This is a genomic window from Syntrophobacterales bacterium (assembly GCA_031274925.1).
GTDB lineage: Bacteria > Desulfobacterota > Syntrophorhabdia > Syntrophorhabdales > Syntrophorhabdaceae > PNOM01.
This window is the reverse complement of the sequence record JAISPL010000044.1, coordinates 1-12,770: the sequence shown is the minus strand read 5'-3', so window position 1 is coordinate 12,770 and position 12,770 is coordinate 1. Positions and strand designations below refer to the sequence as shown.

At 48.5% G+C, this 12,770-nt stretch carries 8 protein-coding genes, 2 tRNA genes and 1 other RNA gene; 5 read left to right on the top strand and 6 right to left on the bottom strand.

Annotation, left to right across the window (positions count from 1 at the left end; all coding sequences use genetic code 11):
- Positions 1-107 precede the first annotated feature (107 nt).
- Together LBQ00_07895 and LBQ00_07890 are read left to right on the top strand one after the other, a co-directional pair.
- A tRNA-Val gene (locus LBQ00_07895) sits at positions 108-184 on the top strand.
- Between the two features lie 22 nt (positions 185-206).
- Positions 207-956, top strand: a complete 750-nt coding sequence (locus LBQ00_07890) for a YebC/PmpR family DNA-binding transcriptional regulator (protein MDR2018768.1) — start codon at positions 207-209, stop codon at positions 954-956.
- Between the two features lie 85 nt (positions 957-1,041).
- Here the strand turns inward: LBQ00_07890 and recR are convergent, their stop codons facing one another.
- The 5 genes from recR to LBQ00_07865 all read right to left on the bottom strand — a co-directional run bounded on the left by recR (position 1,042) and on the right by LBQ00_07865 (position 3,850).
- Positions 1,042-1,638 carry a recombination mediator RecR gene (gene recR, locus LBQ00_07885; GenBank protein MDR2018767.1) on the bottom strand — a complete coding sequence of 199 codons (597 nt, stop codon included), beginning with the start codon at positions 1,636-1,638 and terminating at the stop codon, positions 1,042-1,044.
- Positions 1,639-1,642: 4 nt separating this feature from the next.
- The gene (locus tag LBQ00_07880; GenBank protein ID MDR2018766.1) at positions 1,643-1,957 is read right to left on the bottom strand and encodes a YbaB/EbfC family nucleoid-associated protein; all 315 of its coding nucleotides are present in this window, start codon (positions 1,955-1,957) and stop codon (positions 1,643-1,645) included.
- A gap of 10 nt (positions 1,958-1,967) precedes the next feature.
- A complete protein-coding gene (gene dnaX, locus LBQ00_07875; GenBank protein ID MDR2018765.1) occupies positions 1,968-3,521 on the bottom strand; it encodes a DNA polymerase III subunit gamma/tau in 1,554 nt (517 codons plus the stop codon).
- Positions 3,522-3,645: 124 nt separating this feature from the next.
- Positions 3,646-3,743, bottom strand: an RNA gene (gene ffs, locus LBQ00_07870) — signal recognition particle sRNA small type.
- A gap of 13 nt (positions 3,744-3,756) precedes the next feature.
- Positions 3,757-3,850, bottom strand: a tRNA-Ser gene (locus tag LBQ00_07865).
- A gap of 549 nt (positions 3,851-4,399) precedes the next feature.
- Here LBQ00_07865 and LBQ00_07860 point away from each other — a divergent pair.
- On the top strand, positions 4,400-6,739 hold the full coding sequence (locus LBQ00_07860; protein ID MDR2018764.1) for a hypothetical protein: 2,340 nt from the start codon (positions 4,400-4,402) through the stop codon (positions 6,737-6,739).
- Between the two features lie 458 nt (positions 6,740-7,197).
- A complete protein-coding gene (locus LBQ00_07855) occupies positions 7,198-8,145 on the top strand; it encodes a DUF523 and DUF1722 domain-containing protein (protein ID MDR2018763.1) in 948 nt (315 codons plus the stop codon).
- A gap of 171 nt (positions 8,146-8,316) precedes the next feature.
- On the opposite strand, the gene LBQ00_07850 is transcribed toward LBQ00_07855, so the two are convergent.
- A complete protein-coding gene (locus tag LBQ00_07850; GenBank protein MDR2018762.1) occupies positions 8,317-8,703 on the bottom strand; it encodes a hypothetical protein in 387 nt (128 codons plus the stop codon).
- Positions 8,704-8,912: 209 nt separating this feature from the next.
- On the opposite strand from LBQ00_07850, the gene LBQ00_07845 reads away from it, so the two are divergent.
- The gene (locus LBQ00_07845; GenBank protein MDR2018761.1) at positions 8,913-12,317 is read left to right on the top strand and encodes a PAS domain S-box protein; all 3,405 of its coding nucleotides are present in this window, start codon (positions 8,913-8,915) and stop codon (positions 12,315-12,317) included.
- Positions 12,318-12,770 lie beyond the last annotated feature (453 nt).

Sequence of the window (12,770 nt, the reverse complement as noted above, 5' to 3'; positions counted from 1 at the left end):
CCCCCCCCACCCCCCCGCCCACGCCGCCCGACCCCACGGCCGCCCCCGAAGATAGATTATTGTCTATATTGACATTCTGCCCGCGATATACTAAATAATAAACACACGGGCGATTAGCTCAGATGGTTAGAGCGCTGGTCTCACATACCAGAGGTCGTTGGTTCGAATCCAATATCGCCCACCATTCAACCTTATCAGGGGGATTAATGTCGGGACACAGTAAATGGAGTTCGATTAAACATAAAAAAGGTGCTGCCGATGCCAAACGAGGTAAGATTTTTACCAAACTGATCAGAGAAATCACCACGGCCGCAAGGATAGGAGGGGGGGATCCGGAAGCAAACTCAAGGTTAAGAGTGGCAATAGCCCAGGCAAAGTCCGAGAACATGCCAAAAGACAATATCGAGAAAGCCGTGAAAAAAGGTACCAGCGTCGGCGAAGGCGGAGAGAACTACGAAGAGCAAGTTTACGAAGGATACGGACCTGGAGGGACTGCAGTCTTGGTGGCAACCCTGACAGATAACAAAAAAAGGACTACTGCGGAAGTCAGGCATATCTTTTCAAGGCTTAACGGGAATCTTGCGGAGCCTGGAGCTGTCGCATGGCAATTCCAAAAAAAGGGTCTTATTACCTTTGAGAAAAACACTGTCGATGAAGACCGTCTCATGGAGCTTGCCCTTGAAGCCGGAGCCGAAGATATCTCCGATGCCGGAGACGACATGGAGGTCTATACCAGCCTTGCAGATTTTGAAAAGGTGAAGAAAGTTTTTGACGATTCGGCGTTAAAATATATTGCGGCAGAAGTAGCCATGGTTCCTCAGGCGACTGTCAAGCTGGAGGGAAAGCATGCGGAAACGATGCTTAAGCTGATGGAAGCTCTGGAAGATCTGGACGATGTCCAGAACGTATATGCAAACTTTGATATCTCTTTAGAGGAGTTGGCAAGACTCAGTTAATTGCCGATCCGGCCGCTCTTTTCGGTCGTCGGGCATAGTTGCCCCACATGCTTTTGCCGCATCAAGACCTGGGCGTCATGTTATCCTAAATATCCTTTCTGTTCTCAAACGAGCTTTTTATAGTAAGGGGGTCGATATATACAATGTCTCCGCCTACTGGTACACCCGAGGCTATCCTTGTTATCTTTACGTCAAATTCCTTTAACAACTCGCTTATGTAATGGGCAGTTGTATTTCCCTCGATGTTGGGGTTGGTAGCGATTATAAGCTCTTTTATCCCTTCCCTCTCGATCCTCACCTTCAGTTCCTTTATTCTCACTTCATCGGGTCCGATGCCTTCAATGGGATTTATCACGCCATGAAGGATGTGGTACCTGTAGATGCCTGGATTTGCTGACTCCACTACCATCATATGAGACGCCTCCTCAACCACACAGACGGTTGACCGGGCCCTCCTCTCATCAGTGCATATCCTGCATGGATCAGTGTCCGTTATATTAAAACAGATACTGCACAGATGTATCTTCTCTTTTACGTCCAGAAGACTCCTTGCGAGTTCCGCAACGTAACCTTCCTTGCTGTTGAGAAAGAAAAAAGCAAGCCTCGTAGCGGTCTTTTTTCCTATACCAGGGAGCCTCGTCAGATTATCTATAAGCCGTTCTATCGGTTCCGGATAAAACATTTCCTCACATACCGAAAGGCAGCTGCAGGCCGCCTGTAATTTTCGACATTTCTTCCTGGAGCATCTCCTTAGATTTGTTAAGACCCTCGTTTATAGCCGCAACAACCAGGTCTTCGAGCAGTTCCTTATCCCTCTCTCCCCATATTTCATCGGCAATCTTGACAGATACAATTTCCTGTTTCCCGTTGACGACACAGCTAACCATGTCTCCGCCGGACTGCGCTTCAACAGTCTTTTCAGCCATTTGATCCTGCATTTTCTGAAACTTCTCCTGCATTTTTTTTGCCTGACTCAGAAGTTGTCCTAACTGTTTCGACATATTGCCTCCTTCACGTGTTGAATAGTGTTTCCGCTTCCCTGATAAAATCCTCAAGACTGTTTCTCTTGATTTCACCGCCGTCCTTAAAAATAAGTCCTATCTGTCTGCCAAAAAACTCCTTCAACAACCCCTTTATTTCCTCCTTCTGACCAGGATCCTCCAATAGGACGGCACTTTTTTCCATAAACACTACGAGGCTGTCTTCCGTCATTTCCACCTTGAGGGCACCAAGGACGCTTCCCGCCATAGGTTTTTTACTTTTCAGGTATTCTATGAATCCAATCTCGTCCAGTCTGCGTGGTTCTGCCTCCTTCCCCGCCGTCGCTCCAGATTTCTCCGGTTCCTCCCGCCTCTCCGGCTCTCTGATTGCAGTTGCAGGACTCGGCGCCGCAGCGGATTCGTGTCCGCCGCCCTGTACGGCCCCTTCAAATACGTCATGCTTTTCCAGGTTATCTATAATCTTTTCCACATCCCTTAACTTCAACAGGTTGAAAAGATTTATGTAAAGGATTTCAAGCGATATCCTGGGGAACGAACCCTTCAGAAGGTTTTCCGCTTTCAACAGGTAATGGAGCAGATTCTGAATCTCATAGTACTCCAGACGTTCAGACAAAGAAAGTGTCGTCTCCTGTTCCCTATCCCCCATATATAAGAATGAAGGCACACCTTTGCATACCTTCACGATCAGCATGTTTCTCAAGATCGAAACCAGCCCTTTATAGAGCTGATATACATCGCTCCCTTCGTTGAGCGCTCTTGCGATTATTTCAAATCCTGTCCTCAGGCCGCCGTCGACAATTGATTGCACGATCCCGTACAACACGTCCCTATCAACGATCCCGATAATGTTGATTACGTCTTTTTCCGCAATATGGTCTCCGCTGAACGCAATAATTTGATCAAGAAGGGATTCGGCATCCCTGAGACCTCCGTCCGCCTCTGCTGCGATATATTGAAAAACACCCTCATCATACCCTATTCCTTCATCCAAGCAGATTCTCTTCAACTGTTCTACGATATCGGCTTCCGGTATGCTTCTAAAATCGAAACGTTGGCACCTCGACATGATTGTGTATGGAATCTTCTGCGACTCGGTCGTCGCAAGAATGAAGATGCTGTGCCCTGGAGGTTCTTCGAGGGTCTTGAGGAAAGCGTTGCGGGCTTCCGTTGTAAGCATGTGCGCCTCGTCGAGTATATAGACCTTGTACTTGCCTTTCATGGGCATGTACCGCACTGTCTCCCGAAGCTCTTTGATATCGTCTATTCCTCTTGCAGACGCGGCATCGATCTCTATGATGTCAACAAAATTCCCGTTATCGATAGCAATACAGTTCTCGCAGACGCCGCAAGGTTCATCACCTTTCCTGTCGGTACAGTTCACAGCCTTAGCGAGAATACGGGCCAGCGACGTCTTACCTACACCTCTCGGACCCGTAAACAGATATGCATGTGGTATTCTGTCTAGTTTGAGGGAATTCCTGATGGTAGTAACAATATGAGGCTGTCCTATTACATCGCTGAATCTCTTCGGCCTCCATCTTCTCGCTATGACCGTATAATTCACCGATTATCCCCTCTTCCTGCCAAAGGCATCGTACCTCCAGCCGGATTCGCCCACTCAATATACATTGCGTACCACTTAATTCCTTCTCGCTGCATTATGCCTTAAATTCTTTGCCTTTTTAGTAATAAACCAGGCTACCTGCGGCACACGCGATAGTCACTACCGCTGCTTTCTTCCGAACCTGACGGGGTTTGTAACCTGAACGTTGCGCAGGGCCTGGCATCTTGTGCAATTCTGGCGGAGAGAGAGGGATTTGAACCCTCGGAACGCGTTTTAGCACGTTCACACGATTTCCAGTCGTGCTCCTTCAGCCGCTCGGACATCTCTCCTTTAGTCTTTCTTATATACCATAGATATTAAACGCGATACAAGTAATTAGGACAAAATGGAACGAACGTGAACCACGCCAACAAAACCACAGCGACAATATTGTCGATACGGTCCAATTCGACTGACATTTTTTGCGTACACCGGACCACTGATAAAAGCGCTTTCCCGTCTTGCCTATTTCATATAATAATATAATATAATACATAGGGAACATTAAATGATGCAATCTTGAGCAGATAGCTGGGTTGTCAGGCATCCCCGAGATGGCATGTATATTGCTGCCTATATCGCAGGATACAAGGTAAACACATCATGCTTCCGTTAGCCAGACAAAGGCGCCGCACGCGACGGTTATCTTGCCTCCCGTATAGCGGCACCGGAAATAGGTGATGTATTTCACATATTCTTAAAATAATGATAGGAAAATGGTTATCAAGCTGCAAAAACGTTCATGCTCGGCATTACCCCGAAAATGGCGGGCTTTACGTTACGGTCCGGCTCCAGGAGACTGGGCGCTTACAATTTTATAAGAAAGAGAGGAGCGAGTAATGACGAAGAGATGGGTGGCATTAATGGTTTTTCTGATTTCTGCGGTAGCGGCGCTGGCAGCTCTATCGCCCGCCGTACATGCGCAGGCCGTAGTAGTCGGCCGCGTCCATTATGTGGAAGGCGATCTGCTCCGTTACGTTCCAGCCGAAAACGACTGGATAACCGTGGTGCAAGATGCTCCTTTCGGCACCGGGGACACGTTTTTTTCTACGAACCAAGCAATGTCGGAACTTATCGTGCCCAACGGGACCTGGATCAGGACAGGCGGCAATACCCAGGTTCAGTTTATTGCCCTGGATACGGACATTTCCACAGTGGATGTGCTATCCGGTATAGCGCGTTTTTATAATAAGAGTTCCAACACAATCGTCAGGGTCACAAGCCCGTTCGGATATGTCCTTTCATATCCTGGTTCTATCTTTGATTTCTACGTAGGCGAAAACTCCATTGAGCTTATCGCAATCAAAGGAACTGTGAGTTTCATTCATTCATCAACGCAGGGCAAATATGATATCGCAGCAGGCGCCCCATCGCTTCTCGCCGACCAGAGGCAGGTTTCATCGGGAGAAGGGATCGTAGATCTGGGCTGGGATCGGTGGAACAGGACTCGGGATGACTTCTGGGCGGCAAAGGCCAGAATAAGAGGTCAATCCGTCGAATATCTTCCATCCGCCCTTAGGGATGACGCATATGTCCTTGAAGAGAATGGAAGATGGGAAACAGCCATCTATGAGGGAAGGGAGCGCTGGTTCTGGCGGCCTGCAGTCACCACAGGGTGGGCCCCTTTTACAGTAGGCCGGTGGACAGAATGGGAAGGTGATCAGACGTGGGTTCCAGCAGAACCTTTCGGATATCTTACTCACCATTACGGCAACTGGGTATTTGTGGGTGGCAGTTGGCTATGGGCGCCGCCAGTGGCATCCATACGAGTCGGTCTTCCACTCCTTGACGTAGGATTTTTCTGGACCCCTGGAAGGGTATCATGGATCTACAACGGTGGTTATGTGGGGTGGGTGCCCCTCGCGCCGAGCGAACCCTATTACGGCCACCGTCATTGGGGAGGCCGTCACGATGTGGTTGTTACCAATGTTGCCCAAGTAACCATTAACGTCCGGAATTACAGATATGCAAGCCATGCCGTCATCGTAAGTCAAAGTAACTTATACGGTGTCACCAACTATAGAAACGTACGCGTAACCAATATAAATAAAACGACTATTATTAATAATTATCGTGCAGCTCCCGTAATCAACAACACGGTTATCAACAATTATGCCGGCAACAAACAACGATTCAATTTTACAAACGTTGCGGTCAAACAGAAACCCCATAACACGGTGCTCAGCCGGATTCAACAGAACAATACTGCGATCCGCCAGGGCAGGAGGGAAAACGCTGTCTTGATTGAGCAACAGGTAAGAAAGATGCCCGAAGGCAGGATTAACCGTCAGGCAACAATAGAGCAGCCCAAAACTACAAACTACATCGTACCGGCAAACCAAGTAAACAGGCCCATGTCGGAAATGAACCTTCCTCAGAGAGCGATCAAAGTCAACGAGAGAGGCGGGTTACAGGGACAGCCGCCAGGACAGACACGCACTGAAAAACCAAGTCAGCCAGAACATTCCGCCCGTCCTGCAAAGTTGGGTGGAGCGGACCAGAAGGCCTTTCCGGAAAGATCTGGACAACAAGGAGTGCCAAGACAAACACCACCTTCCAGACTCGGGCAACAGGACGAAAACAATCAGTCCGGACAGGTGGCCTTTCCACCCAGACAGAGTCAAGCGAGACCTGTGGAGTCGGGACAGCGGCCTGGTGTGACACCGCCCCCAAAGCCGGACCAGCAGGGACAATCAAAGCAAGTGGCTCCTCTCCATGGGAATCCTGGACAATCAGGACAACGGGGACAGATCACAGCTCCCTCAAGGAGAGGACAGGATACTGATACTATATCACCAAACAAAGAGCAGACGAGACAACCTGATCCGACAACTCCGCCAACAAGACCTGTTCGCCAGCCAGCCGAACCGTCACGCCGAGGAATCAAATCAGAACAAGGAACACCATCGGACGTTGACCCCGGTCAGCGTTCCGCACCTCAATTCACTCCACGTGCGCAACCCGTTGTTCAGCCGAAACCGGAGCAACAACCTGCGCCTTATATTGAGAGGACTTTGCAGCCCAAACCTGCGCCCCAACACGCGCCCAAGCCTCAGAAAGACGATCAGCTAAAACCGGTTAAGACTCCCGCAAAACCTGATCATCAGGAGCAGGGGAAGATAAACCGCATTGATGATGGTCGACAGAAGAATCGAAGCAACGCGTCGACACGCCATTGATTCAGCCATAAAGGCAGGCGGTATAACACGAAAGAAATGAATCACAGGGGGGAATGAGACCATCGTCTCATTCCCCCCTTCCTTCTTCCGCTTCCCGTCATCTCTCTATCCATAACCCCCATGAATCATCTTACGAGGTATGTCTGCCACCTGTTCATATACCTGGGCCGGACTTCTTCCCGCTATCTCCTTCGTCTTCCGTCAAGTCACGCAATTCTGACAAATAAACGCACAGATGGCGGATCTCATACAAAGGCTTTTCGGGATCGTACGTGACCCAGTCACCAGGTAACCCTTGGCTGGAAGTTGACGAATCTTTCTCGTCCATTCTATTATGATACGTGTGTTGCATAAGACATGTCAAACATACAGTCCACCTTCAACTGGACCGAACAGTGGAAGCCTCCGGTGCCTGTGCGCAGGGCGATTGCCTGCGGCAACCATGAGGGTTTAAATCTGTGAACAAAATCAGAGTAGGGATCAGCAGATGTCTTCTCGGAGAAAGGGTACGCTATGACGGCGGACATAAACATGATCATTGTCTTACGGGGGCTTTATCTTCGTATATTGATTGGGTTCCTGTATGCCCAGAAACAGAATGTGGTCTGGGTGTGCCGAGAGAGGTCATGCGTCTCGTTACCGGCCATCCTCAACCTTGTCTTAAGACGATCCATAGCGATGCGGACCATACGGAACGCATATTGGGATGGACAAAATCGAAACTGTATGAGCTTGCACGGTCAGGGCTTTACGGTTTTATCTTCAAGGCGCGGTCCCCGAGTTGCGGCTTGTATGGCGTACCGATATATGATGCCGCCCAGGGAGCGCCATCCAGTGTGGGTAGGGGACTATTTGCCGGAGCCTGCGTGAATAATTTTCCCCATATGCCGGTAGCGGAAGAGAATGCCCTGCATGGTCCAGCAGCGCAGGAAAATTTCTTTACCCGAGTTTTCACTTTCAAAAGATGGCTCCGGTTTCTTGCCGAGAGCAATTCATTGAAGAGTTTGATCAGGTTCCATGGGCGTCACGACCTCCTTCTTCTCTCACATAGCCCCAGGCATCACGCATCTCTTAACCGCCTCCTTACGTCAACGGGGCAGTTGGAGAAGAATATTTATCAAGAATACATCATCCGGCTCATGGCGGCCCTTCGGTGTGCGTCCACCGAGAGGAAAAACATGTATATGCTACACCATGCGGCCGAGCATCTCGGGAAATATCTGTCTCCCGATGAAAAACTGGAATTACGCGAAGTAATTCAAAACTATCGCGGCGGATTGGTTCCCCTCAGTACTCCTCTTTCCCTAATCCGGCATTATGCGCTATTGTATAAGGAGAGTTATCTTATAAGCCAGTTTTATCTCTTTCTGAATCCATTGGAACTCATGCTACAGAATCGCGGGTAAACGATCGACAAGCAGCCTTGGAAGTTTCTACCTGCAGATCAATTCGCCTCATTAATGCCTGAAATGCCTGATGGAAAAAATTACAATCCGTTTCTATCTTTATTTTCTTCCTTTCTAAAGAGGTCTGTTTCAAAATCGGCCAGTATCAGCGACGCGGCTCGTCCTCATGAATCAGCACGGTACATCTACATAATCCTCGCCATCACCGGAACCGCTGATGGATAGTACCTCATTTCCCGTAATCTGGTGGTAGATCTCTCGCACACCTTTTCGCATGCCATGCCGCCTCAATTGACCAGCCTGCCATGGTAAGTGTACGCCCACACCGTATCTGCTGGATGATAGATACGACGCTTCCATAGAAAATGCCACCTTTCGTTTCTCTATTATATTTATGTTTATCGTGGAGGCATTGTGCAGTTGGGAGGCACTCCCCGGATCATAATCTCCACTGCTTTCCCTGTCTCCCAGGACACCTTTTCCGGAAAGACCCGCGCCCATCCATCCAGCCAATTTATCTTTCGGTTCCCTCAAGCACACCGTACCTCTGAAACGCAATCCCTCTTCATGTCTATTTTTCTCTAACTACTTATTTTTTACCTCTTTTTTATAAAATATTGAGCACAATAACACATCCCTGTCAAAATATCACAACTCAAAGTAGATTGCGCCTCCGTCTTGTGATACAATATTAAGCAAACGGATTAAGTAAATTAACCACCGCATTGTTTTTGAGAAATTCACATTGGGGGCCGAGGTCTCATGACATGAGAAAAAATCTGCGAGCGTACCCATTCCTGAAATCTGTCAGAATACATCTCGTGATTCTTGTCTTGATCGCAATAATTCCAGCGCTTGGAATTATTCTATACACAGGGTACAAACATCGCTTGGACGCGGTGAGAGAAGCTGAAATGAGCATTACCATGGTATTAAACCATATCGCAGCCGAGCATGAGCGTACCATGGAAAGCACCCGCCAACTTCTGGCCACCCTCTCCAAATTGCCCGAGGTACGGGGTCTCACCGTGTCCGGTTGCAACAAGCTTTTTGAGGAACTGCTGGCCCACAACCCGATTTATGCAAACCTTGCGATAGTGAATCCGCAGGGGATAATTATTTCGTCCGGTATACCTTTCACGCCACGTAGTATAAAACACAGGAAATATTTTAAAGACGCGATAACCACTAAAAGCTTTTCAGTCGGTGAATACAGCATAGGGGCAATCAGCGAAAAACCATCCATTCAATATGCGCTCCCTATTCTAGATGAAGATCATCGTCTGAAAGGGGTTGTCGTAGCCTCAGTCAATATTGCTCGTTACGGGGAGATTTTTCTTAAAACCAAAGTACCGCCGGATTCTATTCTGTCCCTCACAGACCACAAAGGCATCCAGCTTTTCAGGAGTCCTCATCCGGAGAAATACATAGGCAAGCTTGATTGCCGCGATAGAATACTCAACATGACGACAGGACCCGAACAAGGCATCTTCTCCCAAGCAAAAGACGGGGAAAACTATATTTTTGCATATAAGCTGTTCCGCCTGACAGAAAACGCTTCACCATACCTGTTTATTAACGTCGGCATCTCAGAGAAAAAGGCTCTCGCCAAAACAAGAGGGCTTCTCGTCACGAACATGTACCTCTTTGGCATCGCCTTTTTCCTGGCTGTGACGTCAGCTTTAATAATTGGCCGGGCCGTAATCTCGGGAAAACTAGAAACGCTCGTTCACGCGTCCCGTAAACTGGGAATTGGAGACCTGAAATCCCGCACGGGGCTACCTCACGGGGAAAGTGAGTTTGGATACCTGGCGAAAACTTTTGACGAGATGGCAGATGAACTTGAACGGAAGGAATATGAGCGCAAGCTAGCCGAAGAAGCGCTCACCATGCAGTTCCAGTTTCTTCAAAACCTGATTGATGCCATTCCGAACGGGGTTTTTCATAAGAACAAAAACGGCCTTTATCAGGGTTGCAACAAGGCATTTCTCGAGTATATCGGCATACCCAGAGAGAGTATCATAGGCAAGTCCGTCTTTGAAGTGCACCCGCCTAACATGGCAAGTATCTATAACCGGATGGACATTGAGCTTTTTGCACATCCCGGAATTCGATCCTATGAAACCACCGTCCAGCACAAGTCCGGCAAGACAAGAGACATCCTATTGAGTAAAGCGACCTATAACGATCAGGACGGTCATGTGGCGGGATTGATCGGGGCCATGGTCGATATAACAGACCGCACTCAGTCGGAAAAAAAACTAGCATACGAGAGGCATAACTTTTCTTCTATTTGCGAAAATGCTCCTTTTGGGATGATCATGTTAGACTCTTCCAGTAATATCACCTACATAAATCCCAAATTCAGAGAGACCTTCGGATACGACCTCACGGAGATTCCCGACGGAAAAACGTGGCTGCGGAAGGCTTATCCTGACCAAGAATACAGGCATATTGTTATTTCGTCGTGGCTTAAGGATACTCTGAAGCCCTGGACAAATGAGGCTGCGTCCACAATTTTTACTGTTACTTGTAAAGACGGAACGAAAAAAATCGTCAGCTTCATAGCAGCGCCTCTCCAAGGAGGCAGATCTATCGTGAGCTCCGAGGATATTACCACGCGCCAGAAAGCAGAAGAGACTCTGAAGGAAAGTGAGGAAACACTCCGGGCGCTGATCAATGCCACCAGGGAAACTCTTCTACTGATTGATATCCAAGGCACTGTTCTTGTAGCCAACGAAGTGGTCGCTCAGAGGCTAAAAACCACCGTCCAGGAACTCGTGGGAACCTGTCTGTACGACTATTTCGACCCCGAGGTGGCCCGTGTCCGAAAAGGACACTTTGACATGGTATTCGCCTCGGGTGAATATATCCATTATGCCGACAGGAGAGAGGGTAAACTCTTTGACACCTATGTATATCCTGTTTTCTCAGTGGATGGTTCTTCAGTCTCCCGCATCGCCATCTCAGCTCATGACATTACCCAGCGTGCCAAGGCTGAAGAGGAAAAGATCCACCTCGAATCCCAGCTCCGCCAGTCCCAGAAGATGGAGGCCATAGGTACTCTAGCGGGAGGCATCGCCCATGACTTCAACAACATCCTTACGGCCATCATAGGGTACGGGAGTCTCCTCCAGATGAATATGGAAGCGGGAGATTCGAGGAAGATCTATGCAGACCGCATCCTCACATCCTCCCAGAAAGCCGCTACCCTCACCCAGAGTCTCCTTGCTTTTGGAAGGAAACAGGTGATCGAACTGAAGCCCAGGAAGGTTTCCGAAATGATACGGGAGACGGAGGAACTCTTGAAGAGGCTCCTCACGGAAGATATAGAATTCAGGGTGGTGATAATCAACCACGATGTGGTAGTGAAAGCCGATGCCACCCAGATCGCTCAAGTACTGATGAATCTCGTTACCAATGCTAGAGACGCCATGCCGAAAGGGGGCAAGCTTACCCTGGAGGCAAAGAAGGTCTCTCTGGACAGCAAGTTCAGTGAGACCCACAGGTTAGGCGAGACGGGGGATTATGCCTCCATCTCGGTCACCGATACGGGTGTCGGTATGGACCAAGAGACGATGGAGAAAATATTCGAACCCTTCTTTACTACCAAAGAGGTGGGGAAAGGAACTGGGCTCGGTCTCTCCATGGCTTACGGTATAGTGAAGCAACACAACGGGTATATTAGCGTCTCAAGCGAGCCTGGATCGGGGACCACATTCGTCATCTATCTCCCCATAGTGAAAGCTCAGGCCGAAGAAACATCAACGGTCCGAGAAGATATGCAGGGAGGAGACGAGACTATCCTGGTGGCTGAGGATAACGACGAGGTGAGAAGGCTCGCGAAAGAGATACTTACCGCTAGCGGTTACACCGTAATAGAGGCAATTGATGGGGAGGATGCAGTGCTAAAGTTCTCGGAACACGAGAAAGAGATTGATCTCCTCATCCTCGACGTGGTTATGCCGAAGATGAACGGAAAAGAGACTCATGACGCGATCAAGACGATAAATCCATGCATCCGAGCTATCTTCACCAGCGGCTATACAGTAGATATAGTCTTTGGCAAGGGGATTCACAATGAATCGATCAATTTCATATCCAAACCCCTGTCACCGGGCGAGATGTTGCGAAAGGTACGACAAGCGTTAAACAAACAGGCGCCCGCATAAAAACTGGACAGAGCTCCGATCCAATAGGATCATTTTCGTCTTGATAAGCAAGGCCTCTTTTTGGATATAGAATCCCTCACGTTGGTGACAAGATCAAACAAAACATGGTCGATATGTGTAGCGTCTGCAGATAGTAACATTATCCGCCATAAGATGGGTCTCGAACAAGATATCCCACACAAGAAGTCTTTCAACAGTTGCCCTGTCCCTTGTATAATCTCACTGATGTTAGTCGGTTGCAGGTTTATCGGTTGCTGATTCTAGAACATAAGTAGATTCTTTGTTAGTCTTGATGCCTTATAGGCAGCCGAGAGTATCCGAGTATATCCTAATGGGAGAAATTACACTGGAGCAGTCGGAAGACGGCACGAGGATATTGATCGACGGGTTGATAACCGACTTGGATCAATACCTGTAAAGATGATTTCACAGATTCAACTTCTCAATCTCCTC